This window comes from Phocaeicola coprocola (genome assembly GCF_041333015.1).
Taxonomy (GTDB): Bacteria; Bacteroidota; Bacteroidia; order Bacteroidales; family Bacteroidaceae; genus Phocaeicola; species Phocaeicola coprocola.
Map to the genome: position 1 here is coordinate 602,272 of NZ_JBGKGM010000001.1, position 15,740 is coordinate 618,011.

At 42.0% G+C, this 15,740-nt stretch carries 14 protein-coding genes; 3 read left to right on the top strand and 11 right to left on the bottom strand.

Annotated features, from left to right (window positions below; genetic code table 11):
- The 3 genes from lepB to dapB are packed head-to-tail and all read right to left on the bottom strand — an operon-like array spanning position 1 to position 3,108.
- Positions 1-912 carry a signal peptidase I gene (lepB, locus tag ACDG22_RS02635; protein WP_118485199.1) on the bottom strand — a complete coding sequence of 304 codons (912 nt, stop codon included), beginning with the start codon at positions 910-912 and terminating at the stop codon, positions 1-3.
- Positions 913-924: 12 nt separating this feature from the next.
- Positions 925-2,349 carry a S26 family signal peptidase gene (locus tag ACDG22_RS02640; protein WP_007567176.1) on the bottom strand — a complete coding sequence of 475 codons (1,425 nt, stop codon included), beginning with the start codon at positions 2,347-2,349 and terminating at the stop codon, positions 925-927.
- Positions 2,350-2,352: 3 nt separating this feature from the next.
- Entirely contained in the window at positions 2,353-3,108 is a 756-nt protein-coding gene (gene dapB / locus ACDG22_RS02645) for a 4-hydroxy-tetrahydrodipicolinate reductase (RefSeq protein ID WP_007567175.1), read from the bottom strand.
- Positions 3,109-3,190: 82 nt separating this feature from the next.
- Here dapB and ACDG22_RS02650 point away from each other — a divergent pair, with 82 nt between their 5' ends.
- A complete protein-coding gene (locus ACDG22_RS02650; protein WP_007567174.1) occupies positions 3,191-4,462 on the top strand; it encodes a DUF2851 family protein in 1,272 nt (423 codons plus the stop codon).
- A 16-nt stretch (positions 4,463-4,478) separates the two neighbouring features.
- Here the strand turns inward: ACDG22_RS02650 and ACDG22_RS02655 are convergent, their stop codons facing one another.
- From ACDG22_RS02655 to ACDG22_RS02690, 8 genes are all read right to left on the bottom strand, one after another.
- Entirely contained in the window at positions 4,479-5,036 is a 558-nt protein-coding gene (locus ACDG22_RS02655; RefSeq protein ID WP_270230708.1) for a hypothetical protein, read from the bottom strand.
- Positions 5,037-5,378: 342 nt separating this feature from the next.
- Entirely contained in the window at positions 5,379-6,596 is a 1,218-nt protein-coding gene (locus ACDG22_RS02660; protein WP_370858766.1) for a transposase, read from the bottom strand.
- 614 nt (positions 6,597-7,210) lie between these two features.
- Positions 7,211-7,834 carry a hypothetical protein gene (locus ACDG22_RS02665; protein ID WP_270230707.1) on the bottom strand — a complete coding sequence of 208 codons (624 nt, stop codon included), beginning with the start codon at positions 7,832-7,834 and terminating at the stop codon, positions 7,211-7,213.
- Positions 7,835-7,870: 36 nt separating this feature from the next.
- Positions 7,871-8,851: a DUF4249 domain-containing protein gene (locus ACDG22_RS02670; RefSeq protein WP_007565831.1), complete on the bottom strand. Its 981-nt coding sequence runs from the start codon at positions 8,849-8,851 to the stop codon at positions 7,871-7,873.
- A gap of 5 nt (positions 8,852-8,856) precedes the next feature.
- Complete coding sequence (locus ACDG22_RS02675) at positions 8,857-11,457, bottom strand: TonB-dependent receptor (protein ID WP_022125381.1); 2,601 nt, start codon at positions 11,455-11,457, stop codon at positions 8,857-8,859.
- A complete protein-coding gene (locus tag ACDG22_RS02680) occupies positions 11,457-12,266 on the bottom strand; it encodes a FecR family protein (protein ID WP_022125382.1) in 810 nt (269 codons plus the stop codon). The genes ACDG22_RS02675 and ACDG22_RS02680 overlap by 1 nt, the downstream gene beginning before the upstream one ends.
- A 72-nt stretch (positions 12,267-12,338) precedes the next feature.
- Positions 12,339-12,839 carry an RNA polymerase sigma-70 factor gene (locus ACDG22_RS02685; RefSeq protein WP_007565828.1) on the bottom strand — a complete coding sequence of 167 codons (501 nt, stop codon included), beginning with the start codon at positions 12,837-12,839 and terminating at the stop codon, positions 12,339-12,341.
- Between the two features lie 301 nt (positions 12,840-13,140).
- Entirely contained in the window at positions 13,141-14,082 is a 942-nt protein-coding gene (locus ACDG22_RS02690; protein WP_270230706.1) for a tRNA-dihydrouridine synthase family protein, read from the bottom strand.
- Between the two features lie 60 nt (positions 14,083-14,142).
- Here ACDG22_RS02690 and ACDG22_RS02695 point away from each other — a divergent pair, with 60 nt between their 5' ends.
- Both ACDG22_RS02695 and dprA read left to right on the top strand, forming a co-directional pair.
- Positions 14,143-14,550: an acyl-CoA thioesterase gene (locus tag ACDG22_RS02695; protein WP_022125384.1), complete on the top strand. Its 408-nt coding sequence runs from the start codon at positions 14,143-14,145 to the stop codon at positions 14,548-14,550.
- A complete protein-coding gene (gene dprA, locus ACDG22_RS02700; RefSeq protein WP_022125385.1) occupies positions 14,547-15,662 on the top strand; it encodes a DNA-processing protein DprA in 1,116 nt (371 codons plus the stop codon). Before ACDG22_RS02695 ends, dprA begins: the two co-directional genes overlap by 4 nt.
- The last annotated feature ends 78 nt before the right edge of the window (positions 15,663-15,740 follow it).

Below are 15,740 nucleotides of genomic sequence, written 5' to 3' on the forward strand. Positions count from 1 at the left end.
TTATTGCACACGTTGAAAAAAACGTTCTTTACAGGAAGGAAACCAGATAAACCATGCTTTACCAATAATATGATCTTCCGGAACAAAACCAAACAGCCGTGAATCGTACAAGTTTACAGGATCATTCGAAGCCATCCAATAATAGTCTTTACTGAATGTAAACGAAGTGGCAGGTTTTCCTTCTACCCACAACGTATCGCCCCGCACTTCAGCCTGCTTCTGCTCATGCGAAACAATTGTATTACATAACAATACTACATTCCACGGATATACTTTTACAGCTTCCCCTTTGCGAGGAACAACATAAGGATGTATCTCTTGCGAAAGTCTGTTGTTTAGCGGAACAAAATCGATTCGCTGTCCTGCTTTTTGTGAAACCAAATAAAATTCATAATGACTAAAGCTACGGATATACCCTCCATCTTCGGTATATCCTACCAGTGAATTTTCTTTCAGCCCTACTGCATCCAATATAATCTTCATCAGATCTTCTTTCGATGCAGGATATACATACAAAGCCTTACTGTCCGGACTTAAAATCTCATCTCCGGTATTTATCAACTCTCGATTCAACATCAGTGTATCTCCGGGAGTAGCAATACAACGGCTTATAAAGACACTGCGCCACTCAAGCCGTTTATTTCGCTGAGTAGCCCCCGGATCATTGAAAATTACAATATCCCCTTTCCCTACATCACAGTTTCCGATACGGTGATAACCTAAGAATGAAGGAAAAGGCATACGCAGACCATAACTCCACTTATTCACCAGCACCCCTTCGCCCTGATAAAGTGTATTTTCCATTCCCGACGAAGGAATAAAACATGATGTAACAAGAAAAGTCCTAACCAGCCATACAGCAATAATGACAAATGCCGATAGCTTCAGTCCTATTTTCCAGTCATTACTCAATATGATGCAGTATCATTTTATCGAATCGACAAACTTAAACAAGCGATTCCAACGGACTTTTCCGTCGAACCAACCTCTATCCTGATCGAGTGACAACCAGATAAAGATAGGCTTACCAACGATATGATCTTCAGGCACAAAGCCCCAGAAACGTGAATCGGCAGAGTTATGACGGTTATCACCCATCATCCAGTAATAATCCATCTTAAAGGTATACTTCGTCGTTTCCTGTCCGTTTATATAGATTTTTCCGTCCTTCACCTCCAGAGAATTTCCTTCATAATTCTTGATAGGACGTTCATAAATCGGCAGGTTGTCCAGTGTCAAATCGATTGTAGCACCTTTTTTCGGAATCCATACCGGACCATAATTGTCTACAGTCCAGCCAGTCAGTTTATTTACAGGATACAATCCGCCGGCATCATCATCTGGAGTATTTTCTATAGACACAACCAGATCCTTCCGAGCCAGCAAAGCTGCTTTAGCCTTCTCTGTCAACGGCATGTTATAAACCGATTCTTCGGTGTAATACATCATCAAATCCTCCTGACTAATACCCAGTTCATGACACAAATCATCAGGAAGCATTCCCTTAGTCTTGACAAAATAACGATACTGTACATTATCCGGTTCCTTATTCGCTTTTCCGTCCAGATAAATAATACGGTTCTTTATCTCTAATGTCTGACCGGGAAGTCCGACACAACGCTTTACATAGTTTTCACGACGGTCGACCGGACGGGTAATAATCTTACCGTACATCTGCGGATTTTCATCAATATATTTGCGTCCTGCCTGATAATAGAAATCGTACACCTGACGCTGCTGTTCCAAAGTAAGGCGCGACATATCTACCGGCTGCGAAAGCTGCTGTCCTGCCTGATAACTCAACCGATACAAATCTTCAGCAGGAACGGCTGTAGCTACACTGTCACCGGCCGGAAAGTTGAAAACCACAATGTCATTCAGTTCTACCTTACCCAAACCTCCAACACGCTTGTAATCCCAATGTACCCAGTCAAGATACGACTTACAGTTGAATACCGGAAGTGTATGCTGAGTAAGAGGCATATGAAGCGGAGTCTGTGGAATACGTGCTCCATAACTCATCTTGCTGACAAACAGATAATCGCCTACCAGCAACGACTTTTCGAGTGAAGAAGATGGTATAACGTAATTCTGGAAGAAATACAGATTGACAAAATACACTGCCACCAGCGCAAATACAATTGCATCTACCCAGCTCATTACTGCCAGAACCGTTTTATTTTTCGACTTTTTCCACCATGTCCATGGAATTTTCTTTGAGATATAAGCATCAAAGATAAAAGGAACAACAACCACTCCCAGCCAGCTCTGCAACCAGATCAGGAAAATCAGGTACAGAACTAATACTATACTAAACTTTATCCACTGCTTACGTGATGCCTGTATCATATCTTAAAACTGAAATAAATCGTTCATTCCTAAAAATCCTTCGTGAGTTGCTGTGTACTCGGCTGCCAGTACTGCACCCAATGCAAATCCTTTGCGGTTCTTTGCATCGTGCGTAATAATGATAGAATCAGCTTCCGATTCATAACGGATAGTATGAATTCCGGGCACTTCTCCTTCACGGATTGCACTTACAGGCATTTCATCCGATGCGCACGCTGTAGTACCGGTTACAGTTCCATCCGGAGCTGTAAGTGTACCCATAACCCATTTGTTCTTTCTGTCCAGGTTCTCCAAGATACCTTCAGCAAGTGTAATTGCTGTTCCACTTGGAGCATCCAACTTATGGATATGGTGTGTTTCTACCATTGACACGTCATAATTGGGAAAGTTGTTCATAATCTTTGCCAAATATTTATTGACAGCAGAGAAAATTGCTACCCCCAAACTAAAATTGGACGACCAGAAAAGAGTTTTTCCCTCTTCTGCACACAGACGACGCATTTCTTCTCCATGCTCGCCCATCCAACCTGTACTTCCGGAAACTACCTTAACTCCGTTTTTGAAAGCTTCCAGACAGTTGCCATAAGCTACAGAAGGAGCCGTAAACTCAATCGCAACGTCTGCTGAACGGAACGCTTCCGATGCAAAGTCCTGACGATTGTCTACATCAATAATACTTACAATTTCATGTCCGCGGGCAACTGCAATCTTTTCGATTTCCTTACCCATTTTACCATATCCTATTAATGCTATCTTCATAAATCTCAAATTATTTTAGGCACAAAGATAACGTTTTTCGTTATTAATCATTACATTTAGCGAACATTTACACCTCATTAACATGGAAGAACTCTTGCACTACGTGTGGAAACACAAACTTTTCACACTGAAACCTTTGCAGACAACCGACGGACAACCGATTGAAATTATCGATCCCGGTCTGGCAAACATGCATGCCGGTCCGGATTTTTTCAATGCAAAAATCAAGATAAACGATGTAACATGGGTAGGAAACATCGAAATACACCAGCAGGCTTCCGACTGGTTCCGCCATAATCATCATCTCGACCCGACATACGATTCGGTTATTCTGCATGTGGCTTCGGATATAGATGCTGTTCCCACACGAAGCAACGGAGAGATTATTCCACAGATGGAGTTACACTACCCACCTTATCTATTGGAAAATTATGAAGAATTAATCCGCGCCGACCGCTATCCGGCCTGTTTCCGAATCATTCCCCAACTGCCGTCTTTCCTGCTACACAGCTGGCTGTCTACGCTTCAGGTAGAGCGTTTCGAAAATAAAACGCAGCAAATAGAGAAGTACTTGCATGAATACAACCAAGACTGGGAGTACGCGTTTTTCATTACGCTGGCACGTAATTTCGGATTTGGTGTAAACAGTGATACTTTCGAGCTATGGGCGAAGAGTGTACCGCTTGCTGCTGTCAACAAACATCGTGACAATCTGTTTCAGATAGAGGCCTTTTTCTTCGGACAAGCAGGACTTCTGCAAGAGTTGCCTGTTGATGCATATACGGAAAACATGATAAAAGAATACAATTACCTGAAACAGAAGTTCGGACTACAACCTTCTTCTGATTGCCGCTGGCGTTTTCTCCGCCTGCGTCCAGGTAATTTTCCACATATCCGCATCGCACAGCTTGCCTGCCTGTACCATCGTTCACAGGGCTTATTCTCACAACTGATGGAAGCAGAATCGGTGAACGAATTACGGAATCTCCTGAAAGGTGGAACATCGGAATACTGGCTGACACACTACACTTTTGGTATACCTTCTCCTTCTCATCCCAAAACCATCAGCCAAAGCTCAACCGATTTACTTATCATCAATACGGTAATACCATTTCTTTATGCCTACGGCAAGCACAAGTCGAACGACGCCTTATGCCTGCGTGCGACCAAACTGCTAGAGGAACTGAAGCCAGAAAACAATTACATCATCCGTATGTGGAAAGAATGTGGACTAGAAGCATCACATGCAGGCGACAGTCAGGCACTTATCCAGCTCAAAAAGAATTACTGTGACCTGAAGAAATGCTTGTACTGCCGCATCGGATATGAGTATTTCAAGAAAAAAGAAATATAATATTTCGAAGTAGTAACTAATTTTTAACTGTATCTACTTTTATCTGAATAGAAGGAATATAAATAGTTTGAACAGAAGGAACAGTAATAGTTCCTCTATCGATATTAGTAACTTCTGCTTTTACATCATTCACATAAATTTTATCCAACGGATAATATAGCTTATAGGTTGGTAAAGAAGTTATCCATTCGGTCTTTATATTCACCGGTTTTGAAAATATATCTTCACATACTAAATCAAAAGAAAATGAAGCAGTACGATCATCTCCATCACCAATAACATCAGTACTATTCACACTAAAATAATAATGCCCATCTTCCATGTAGCCCCACTTTAAGTCAAAATAATCACACTCTACATATTTCGAGGTTTCAGGATTCAGCCATTTGAGTTCCATTTTATCAGCAAGTGTCTCCATGTCATCCATGTTATCAACAAATGGATTTCCATTTTCATCTACCAGTTCGAAATAAAATTCGTAAACGCTAAACTCAACATTTTTATCATTTTTATCACAACCACTTATCAAAATAAATAATAACAGGACTACTGAACTTAAAATAAACTTTTTCATAAGCTAATTAGATTAATAAGAAGGTATTATAATTAATTGTTGCAAATCATCTGGGAATATTTCTGGAGAATAAAACCAACCATTTTTTGTTATACCTTTATTAGTTGTTCTCAATTATAACGTTGAAAGGTAATTATACTAAAATTCGGATTCTCTCCTACTGTATATTTGCATTATCTTTTTAATAATAAGTTACATTGATTCTATTTCCCCCATTACTCAAACTTTACTGGATAAAAACATAATCAATGGAAGAAGTCTTACATACTAACTGATTTTCATTGTTAAAAGAATTAAAGTAACAAATAATTAATATAATAGTTCGTTAAAAATTCGCCAAGCCTAAGCGGCTCTGGCAGTAAATAAAATGAGTTCTTTGAAAAGTTTGTCAATAACTTGCGGGTCTGGGCTAATCCCAAACACGCAAATAAATCGTTCAAGCATATAAGCATTGTGTATGAAAGACTTGCAGGAGGATATGGAATAGGTTATTCCGAGCCTCTTACATGCCGCTTTGGCCAAGTTGACAGCAGCAAGCGATGCATTGAAGTGAAAATCCAACTTCCTGAAGTCGGTTGACTGGCAGTTGGTGATTCCTGCATGCTGCTTGCCATCTCTAAAGCAAAATTCCAGTTGGAACCTGGTTCTGTAATAATCCAGCACCTCGCGTCCATCCATGGAATCGTCTGTAGAGAAGTAAAGCTGCCACTTGTCTGTCCTCCCGTCCATCGGATACCAGATGGCTAAGGAAACATACCTTTTGAGAGCTTTTGCATATACCCTCAATCCGTATAGCTTTCCCTTGTTCACCTCGTATTCCTTGCACCGGGTCAAATCCAGATTGGCAAAGTCAATCCTGCCGTCAAACCACTTGGGATGACCACGTTTTCCTGTTTTCTTTTCCAATGTCGGATAGTACAGGACAACATCATTCCTAAAGCGGCTGATGACATGGAAACCGTTCTCACACATAGGCGTTACGAAAGTTTCCTTGGAAAAGAATGCGTCTGCAACCACCGTTCTGGACAGGCTCTGTAGCTTGTCTTTTCTGCTGATAAGATAGCAGCTGTACCAGTCAACAAGGTTCTTGTCCATATTATCCAAGGTCTTACAATCCGGCGTCTGAATGGAACCTAAAGTCATGCATTCATGGTTGTCGATGTCAATGACACCGATGCCCATGATTTCCAGTCCACGCTTGTATTCTCCTGCACAACCAGACCAGAAGTAACCTGTCCAAGGTGTCTTCTTGCCTGATTTGGGAATATAGGAAGGATCGATGGCGATGGCTTTTCTTTTGCCTGTGAGATGCTTGCTGATGATAGATCCGTTGAACGCAAACCAGTCGAAAGTTTCATGCTCAAAAAGGTTGCGATAAGTCTGTTCTGAGAAACAGCCATATCTGCCCAATTGAAGGAAATTTATACGATCCGGGATGGCCATGAATAATTTCATGGTGTCCATGAATGCTTTTTCAAAAGGTTTGTGTATATTCGCTACTGATTTGAGAGCCGACAGGCACTCGGATTGGTATTGCATAAGGAGTGTTTCTTTAGTCATAATCAGAAGAGTTCAGAGACTTCTAATTTACTAAGAAATAACGAATTATGCAATACTTTCCTCCTTTATTATCGGCAGGTTAGTTCTCTTTTTTCAGCACATTTCTTCATGCTTAACCATTCGTTTTTGACAACATTTCAATGACCTCTTTAGTGTTTCCGAACCAGCTTTTGCCGGTTCTGTTGTTTAACTTTTAATCTTTCGGTAAAAATTTACCGAAGTATTGATTAATAAAGTTCACCATAAAAAATATCAAGAATTGTTTTCAAGAACATCCTTGCAAGAGTCGCAAAAAGAATCGCAATATGCTATATATTATTACATTTACAAATGTAAAAAAAAAAGATTATCCAAATATTTTATAAGGATTTATCAACACGTTATGATTCCTTTTTCGATTACGATGAAAACAGTCTTACTAATGAGAAAATCGAACAGGTCCTTGCCTTTCAAACGTAGTTTACGGAACTTTGACAAAGAGCTGGAGGAAGCAAAAATTTATTTTTATATCTATGAAGATACAAAAAATATTGGTATATAGCCCAATATTTCACTAGGTATGTACCAATATTTTTATGAATTTATTGTTGAAGGCACGTTTTCTGTACCTTCAATTAATTTGTATTTCTTTTAGACAAAGGTATGTATACCATCAATTCCCAGCCAGACAAACGGTTGTTCGCAAAAGGGAATAAATCAAATTTCCGAGTCATTCCCCGCTTATATTGTATGGCAATTTCCATACAACCAAAGTCATAACCCAAACGTACAAACACAGGTACATTTACAAAATTTTTATCATAAAAATAATAAGCAGATTCTACCCCTACAGACAAATTCAATCCTTTATACAAATAATATCCCGCACTTCCGGAGAGAGAAACCGACAACAAATTACAAACTCCTGCATTTCCCGCATAAGTTATGTGCTCGTCCGGAGAGAGATAGCTTAATCCATACTTATAACGATGATATCCGGCTGTTATCGCAAAATCGAAAAACCATCGGGAATCAATCGGCTTCAACCGCCAACGATAACCGAAACCTAAAGAGAATCTGGAATCAAAATAAGTCTTCCCAGCATCAAAAGGAGGTACCCCGGCTGATGGAGGAACCATATCATAACCTACCATATCTTTTCCTCCATAAATTGTCAGACCTGAGGAACGGCCTGTCTGTCCGTAAGTAACTAGCCAGCCACTAAATAACAATATAAGAACAGTCAAACGCTTTATCATACAATCAATTTTTGTGTTTAATCAATTACTTCCAACTCATTCTTTCACACCATCCATCCATTCTGTCTGCATCATCCGACAGCCCCCTACTAGTCCAAAACCATTCTCTACATTGGTATAGGTAGGGCGTACAGGAGCCAATTCCGATTCTCCCAATTTATTGTTTACTTGTTCATTCATCGATTTCAGATAATGATAGAACTCTTCCGACAAACTATACAGACAAACCTTATATTGTTTCCTGTTTGTATAAACTTCACCCTGAATAGAGGTTTCATAATCGGATATATAAGTTTTGTTCAGCCGAAGTGTGTAGTTCTTCCCTTGAATCTTCTCATCGCTCCAAATATACAACTGCTCATAATACGTATAGTCACCTATAAGAATTTCATCCAAACCGGCTGAGACCTTCAGGAGCGGTTCATCATTCCAATCCATATACGCCGTATATTCTTCGTCATAATACACCCGTGAATCTCCATCCCTCCAATACTTTGCTCTTTCTTTCACCGTTACGGCATAATAGTTTACTGTACTTGCCTTATCGGTAAAGTTTATCTGAAACTGAAGCGTACCAGGATCGGATGGCTTTCGCTCCATATGAACAGAATTCAACGGAAACGGAGCTGGAATTGTCGTAACAGACGAAACTGTTTCCAAGTCTTCAGCAGAAGCTGTCAGCCGGATACGATCGCCTTCCTCGTATCTCTGCACCGTATAATAACTTTTGGCGGGAACACCCGGTAAAGCTTTGTCCGTCCACAACAGACCGACAGGTGTACCGTTTACTTCCAGCCGGACATCCGTCCCTGTCAAACCAGAAACAATTTCCCCCTTGCCTGTGACTGGAAGACTGCGTGAAAAACGTACCACGGTTGTATCTCCACTCCCGGGATAACTGTATACAACTAACTTAGGGATTCCTTCCGCCTCATCCAGATCGAAATGATATACGCAAGATGTAAACAGTAAGGATACCCCAAGTATGATCATGAAAGAAATATATTTTACCATCATCCTTATTAGAATTTTAAAGTATAACTGAAAGAAGGAATTACAGGAAACAGTCCTATCGCCTTGCCTCTGAAACTACCATCGGCCTGCCGTTCTACTTGAGTATAGAAAGCATTCATCCGGCAATAGGCATTGTAAATACTGATATTCCAGATACGTTCGAAACCTCGTTTGGTTGTCCGCCGGAAATTGATGCCTACATCCAGCCGATGATAGGCTGGCAGGGTAATATTGTTCGGCTTTTCGTAGACCCAACTTCCTGCCGCATCAGACGGCTGGACGGTTCCAGGCAAAGAAGGATTTTCTACATACTGCATAGGCACAGTAGCCCGATCGCCACTACGGAAAGTCCATGCTGCGTACGCATCGATACGGTTATTAAACTTATGACGGAACATCAGGTTCAGCTTATGACGGTTGTCAAACTTGCTGGCATACCAGTCGGGGTAAAAATCTTCGAATTTCTGCTTGCTCCACGACAGCGTATAACTGGCCTGAAAGACATTCTTCGCGTGACGGTACGCCAGTGAGGCTTCCAATCCATACGATTTTCCTTTGCCTACCCTCACCCATTTCTCCCAGTTATCGGCAGGAAGTGTCAGGTTACCACCGGTATCATATTCCAGCATACGGTCGGTAATACGGAAATAGCCTTCTATGTCCATGCTCAAGTTCCATGGAAGCTTCATATAAATACCTCCCGCCACCTGACGTGAACGCATCGGACGTATGCGACTGGTAGAAGGAACCCAACAGTCAGTAGGAAGATTCAAATAAGAGTTCGAAAGCTGATGGGCAAACTGACTCATTTCGGTATAAGAAGCCTTCAAGGTAGCCCAATCGAAAAGCCGGTAACCGACAGATAATCTCGGTTCCAAGGAATGATAAGTCGCTCCCGTAACCCGATACAAGACATAGTGCAGACCCGCATTTACCCGCAACTTTTCGGTCAGCTGCATATCATCTTCCACATAAAAAGAGATTTCACTCCCCCGATAACGACCTTCACCCGCCGACGACAAGGTATCGGCAATCCCTGCCGTTTCTCTTATATCCTGCGAAGCGATACGCTGCGGATGATACAAATGAAACAAATAGTTGCTACCCAGACGAATATGATGACTCGCAGCCGGACGATAACTGAACTCCATCCGGTAACCCACATCATCAATCGTCGAATAATTGCTTCTTTGCATCCGTTCCATCGACACCCTCTTGTCTTGTTCATAATAGCTTTCGTCCGACAGGAAACTATACTTTGCCAGATTACGGGCATACACCAGTGATACATTGCCCGACAGTTTAGGCGTAAGCTGACCGTTCCAGTTCAATCCGACCGACAAGTTGCCCCAACGGATATGGAATGTATTCTCATCCCGTTCCTCGTACTTCTGGAACATATATCCTTCCGGAAACTGTTGCAGCACTCTCGACTTGAACAGATCACGGGCAGAATATACGCTGAGCGACAACTTGTTCCGATCGGAAAACCGATGCGTAATTTTAGCATTGATATCGTGGAAAGCGTAACGGGTCTTAATATTTTTATCTGAAAAATTTCGATTCGCTATCCACAAGGCAGGTGTGGTCAGCAGATCCATCCAGCTCCTTCGCATACCAAAACTAAACGAAGTCTTATCTTTGATGACAGGTCCTTCAAACTGGAACCTGCCATCCAGCAGTCCGATGGAAAAAGTGCCATGATATTCTTTCATGTCCCCCTCCCTGGTACGAACATCGATGACCGATGCCGTTCTTCCTCCATAACGAGCCGGGAAACCACTCTTATAGAAGTCTACATTCTTCACCACGTCCGTATTGAATGCCGAAAACAGTCCACCCAAATGATTGACCTGATACAACGGAGTACCGTCCAGCAAAAACATATTCTCATCATTCCGACCGCCATGTACATACAGCCCGGAAAGCAATTCCGTACCGGAAGAAACACCCGGCAAGTTCTGAATGGACTTGACAAGATCCGGAGAACTCAACAGAGAGAATTCCGTATTCAGCAATTCGGGAGTAAAAGAAACCTTTCCGGTCTGAGTGGTAAAAAGCGGATCATTCAGATTTGCTGTAACCTCCACACCTGCCAGTGCCGTTGTGCTTTCCTTCAGATAAATAGTTCCAAAATAATCAGACTGCAAATCGAGTTCCTTTACCACTTCCTCATAGCCAATATAAGACACACGAAGCACATGCTTCCCCTCAGGTAAGGTAATACTGAAAAAGCCATGTTCATCAGTCAGTGTTCCGGTACGCGTAGTCTTGTCATACACCGTCACATTAATCAGTGATTCACCATTATCCCGACAGACATAACCCGAAAAGGTATACTTGTTCTGCCTGAACAGCAGCACATATTCATCCTTGATTTCCCACTTGATACCAGTCCCGCCCAAAACAATATTCAGATTCTCCGTCAGTGTCTTGTCGGGCAACGGTCTGCCCGCAGGCATCACATCAGCCAAAGCAGAATCGTATACAAAACTTACATGATATACCTCCTGCATGGTATCTATCGCTCTTTTCATCTCTGTGGATTCGGATGAAGCATTCGCCGCCACATGCAGACACAGCAGAACAGCACAGAAAAATGTTCTCATCACTTCTTCTTTTCAATTTTTACTTTCAGCACCTTTTCTATTATCTCGATTATTTCATCCAGGCTTCGGGAATTAAAATTGGCAGTCAGCCGTTTATCCGTATTGTCAGCTGTCAGACGGACATTGTAATACCTGGAAAGTTCATCGAGTACCTTTTGCAAAGGCGTATTGCTGAACACAAAGCTACCTTTACGTGTCTGTGCTCTCTGCGTAAGTACTTGAGGTTTCTGTTGTCCTTTGACAACCTGCGCCCTCATTCCACGTGTCAGAATTACCGCATCCGGTTGTCCTACAGCCGTATACTGTACTTTTCCCGCCTCAACGTGTACAAATGCCGTATCATTCCGGCTTTCATCCAGCAAGAAACGAGTCCCTAACACCCTCACTTCCGACAATCTGCCACTTGCCGTAAACGGCCGGGCAGCATGATGACGAACCCTAAACGAAGCCTTTCCCCGCAAACGGACATCCCGACGGACAGACAAGTATTCACGGGAACAATAGCGGATGGAAGAATGAGGATAGAGCATTACGGCAGAACTATCCGGCAACAGACAATCGACCGAATGCTCGTATGCCGTAATCTCCGTCCATTTCGCATCAGTAAACAGGTATATCTTTATTACAAACACCAAAAGTACAGCGGCCGCTATCCCCGCAAAAGCCATCACATACGAGCCAGGACCTGACTTGCTTTCGGGTATAGCATGTTTGTGCCTAAAAGTCTGCAATGCCTTCTGCGTATCAAGTTTATTTACACGATAATGCTTCAGTACAAACCGGAGACATTTTTCTTCTAAATCTTTCATACTTCTTCGATTTTAAGTTTCATAGACAAGACTGTACAAAGGTTGAAATTCACTATTGCCAACAAGCTAATTTTAGCCGAAAAAGAAAGTATATACTTTATATGCTCCCTCACGTATCAGTCGAAGTGCTTTCTGTATATGATTATCAACCGTATGAACGGAGATATGAAACTTGTCGGCTATGTCTTTATACTTCATGCCATCCCGTTTGTTCAACAGAAACACTTCCCTGCAACGGTCGGGCAATGAATCAATGGCTGTCCAAATACGTGCTTCCATGATCGTACGTTCTTCTACATCTTCCTCGGGTAACCTGTCTTCCAGATCGGATGGAGAAAGACTAGTATCGAACATACTACTTTGTTTCAGCCAGTCAAGGCTACGGTTTCTGACCATCGTATAGAGGTACGACCTAATATTAACGATCTCCCCACCTTCCTGTTCCATTTTTTCCCACAAAACCGAAAAACACTCCTGCACGATATCTTCAGCTGCATCTACATCGTGAATATAGTGTATGGCGTACAAGCATAAAGGTCTGTAATGGTATCTGAACAAATTATCAAAATTCATATCACTTACTTCTAGTTTTGATATTATGAATCATGTTTTACATAATGACGTACAAAAATGCCTAAGTCACTATGTTGCATTCGCAAAAAGAAGTTAATTTACCAAGAAAAATCCAGAACTATGAAAGCATAAAAGGTAAGAAGTCAAATTGATTAAAACGATGCAGAAAATACTTCTGCACATATTCAAAAAACATCAGCATATTTACTCTTTTTTTTGTACGAAAGTCCCCGTCTTTCGTACAAAAAATAAAAAAAGAAGACGATGTTTTTGTCACTTCTTGCTGATAAATTCTTATTGATTAGCGCAAGGCTTCTTCTACCGCTCTGAGATAAGTGTCCAGACGATTACTTTTTAAGATAAGCTTACGGCTCTTCTTGTCTATATCGGGAAGTAAATACTCCCACATGGTTTTCAGTTTGGCAAGCAACTGAGCCTCGCCTCCTTCAATAATCCGGCAATAATGTTCATACATCAACCCGTGCATTGCAGATACCTGACGGTATAATGTTGTTTTATCGGGAGATTGACCTTTGCGAACAGATAGGGCAAGCGAAGGATCAGCAAGCAGCCCTCTGCCTAGCATCACACCTTTCAATCGTGGATATTCCTCCAGCAACTCTTGAACAGCTTCTGGTGTACACAAATCTCCATTATACACCAATGGCAGTTCACAGGAGTCATAAAACTCCTTAAAAGCAACACGGTTCACTTCTCCCTTGTACTGCTGTTTTCCGATACGTGGATGAAGAGTTATCTGAGACACCCCTGAGCCGTTCAGTAAAGGTAATACCTGTTTCCATTCATCGGCATGTAGCCACCCAAGTCTCATCTTGACAGAGAAACGGATTTCCGGCAACTGACGCATCGCATCCAGCAGCGCAGCAACTTTTTCGGGATAAGGCAATATGCCCGATCCCTTTCCACGGTTGGCTATAAGCGGGAAAGGACATCCCATGTTAACGTCTATCTCCCGATAACCTTGTGAAGCCAGAAAGCCGGCTAGCTGATTCAGTTCTTCAGGTTCTGAAGCTACCAGTTGAGGTATCAGATAACTTACTGTATTTTGCTGAGGCAGTACTTCCCGCTTATTTTTGTTACGGATTTCACCTTTTTCCAAACGAATAAAAGGGGTATAGTAAGCATCTACACCTCCAAACGTCTGTTCGTGCGCATTGCGCCAGGCAGCCTCCGTAAATCCTTGCAACGGCGCTGCATAAATTGCCGGTATATTCTGTTCCATACATCCGCAAATATACGGATAATTCGTTACCTTTGTAGAATACATTAAAAAATCATCCCCATGGATAAATACATTTATGAATTGAAAATGAAGGTGCGCGATTATGAATGTGACCTGCAAGGCATCGTAAACAATGCCAATTACCAACATTACATAGAGCACACACGACATGAGTTTCTTACTGCTACAGGCATCAGTTTTGCCCGACTGCACGAAGAAGGAATAGATCCGGTTGTAGCACGTCTGACTATGGCGTTCAAAACTCCTCTGAAAAGCGGCGACGAGTTCGTTTCGAAACTGTATATGAAGAAAGAAGGAATAAAATATGTATTCTATCAAGACATATTCCGATTGCCCGACATGAAAATTGTCATTAAATCGACGGTAGAAACCGTATGTGTAATAAACGGACGACTGGGCAACAGTGAACTTTTCGATACGACTTTTGCTCCTTATCTTGCCGAATGAAAAATCATGAATTACTTTGCCGTCTGGCACTGACTCAACTTCCGGGAATCGGTATTGCAGGAGCTCATAAGCTGCTGGATGCTACGGAAGGAAAAGTTGCTATGCTTTTTGACCATCCCAAGGATCTGGGAGATATCATTCCCGGCATTTCACCGAAGATCGCTTCTGTATTCGATGCACCGGAGGTTTTGCGGCGTTGTGAAGCAGAGCTTTCGTTCGCAGAAAAAAATCATATAGCCTGTCTTACTTGTGATGATGAAGCTTACCCCTCCCGGCTCCGGGAATGTGATGATGCTCCACTTGTCTTGTTTTACCGGGGAATAAGTGATTTGAACCAGCGTCATATCATCAGCATGGTGGGAACCCGTAATGCGACTGATTATGGAAAAGATATATGCATGCGATTTATCGGTGAACTGAAAGAATTGTTACCAGATGTAATAATTGTCAGTGGACTGGCTTATGGGATTGATATACATGCTCATCGTGCAGCCTTGCAACATAAAATGGAAACAATAGGTGTTCTGGCTCATGGTTTGGACAGAATTTATCCGTCTGTACATCGGCGTACAGCGGCCGAAATGACACAATGCGGAGGACTGCTTACCGAATTTATGAGTGGTACAAATCCCGACAAGCAGAACTTCGTCAAACGAAACCGTATCGTAGCAGGTATCAGTGACGCAACCATTGTTATCGAATCAGCAAATAAAGGGGGATCACTTATCACGGCAGAAATAGCAGAAAGTTATCACCGCGACTGTTTCGCTTTTCCAGGACGCATCAATGATATGTATTCGGCTGGATGCAACGAACTGATACGTTCGAATCGTGCTGTATTGCTTCAGAGCGCCGAGGAATTGATAAAGGCTATGAACTGGGATAGTGAAGTACAAGCTCCTGCGGTTATACAACGGCAGTTATTCCCCGAACTCGATGAAAATGAAGAAAAAATAGTATCCTTACTCCAAAAGCACCCCGACGGAATCCAAATAAACACACTTGTTGTAGAAAGCAATATCGCCATCAACCGAATGACGGGCATTTTATTTGAGCTGGAAATGAAAGGAATAATCCGTACACTTGCCGGAGGGGTATATAAACTGATATAAGATGAACCAAACATAGCCTGCAAACAAAAGGGCAAAAAAAATGGGAGAACGCTTTCTCCCAACCTTGTTAACCTTAAA

Bases quoted from the DNA above. Each gene is read 5' to 3' on its own strand.
- ACDG22_RS02640 (WP_007567176.1), bottom strand. From the start codon at position 2,349: ATGATACAGGCATCACGTAAGCAGTGGATAAAGTTTAGTATAGTATTA.
- dapB (WP_007567175.1), bottom strand. From the start codon at position 3,108: ATGAAGATAGCATTAATAGGATATGGTAAAATGGGTAAGGAAATCGAA.
- ACDG22_RS02650 (WP_007567174.1), top strand. From the start codon at position 3,191: ATGGAAGAACTCTTGCACTACGTGTGGAAACACAAACTTTTCACACTG.
- ACDG22_RS02655 (WP_270230708.1), bottom strand. From the start codon at position 5,036: ATGAAAAAGTTTATTTTAAGTTCAGTAGTCCTGTTATTATTTATTTTG.
- ACDG22_RS02660 (WP_370858766.1), bottom strand. From the start codon at position 6,596: ATGACTAAAGAAACACTCCTTATGCAATACCAATCCGAGTGCCTGTCG.
- ACDG22_RS02665 (WP_270230707.1), bottom strand. From the start codon at position 7,834: ATGATAAAGCGTTTGACTGTTCTTATATTGTTATTTAGTGGCTGGCTA.
- ACDG22_RS02670 (WP_007565831.1), bottom strand. From the start codon at position 8,851: ATGATGGTAAAATATATTTCTTTCATGATCATACTTGGGGTATCCTTA.
- ACDG22_RS02675 (WP_022125381.1), bottom strand. From the start codon at position 11,457: ATGAGAACATTTTTCTGTGCTGTTCTGCTGTGTCTGCATGTGGCGGCG.
- ACDG22_RS02680 (WP_022125382.1), bottom strand. From the start codon at position 12,266: ATGAAAGATTTAGAAGAAAAATGTCTCCGGTTTGTACTGAAGCATTAT.
- ACDG22_RS02685 (WP_007565828.1), bottom strand. From the start codon at position 12,839: ATGAATTTTGATAATTTGTTCAGATACCATTACAGACCTTTATGCTTG.
- ACDG22_RS02690 (WP_270230706.1), bottom strand. From the start codon at position 14,082: ATGGAACAGAATATACCGGCAATTTATGCAGCGCCGTTGCAAGGATTT.
- ACDG22_RS02695 (WP_022125384.1), top strand. From the start codon at position 14,143: ATGGATAAATACATTTATGAATTGAAAATGAAGGTGCGCGATTATGAA.
- dprA (WP_022125385.1), top strand. From the start codon at position 14,547: ATGAAAAATCATGAATTACTTTGCCGTCTGGCACTGACTCAACTTCCG.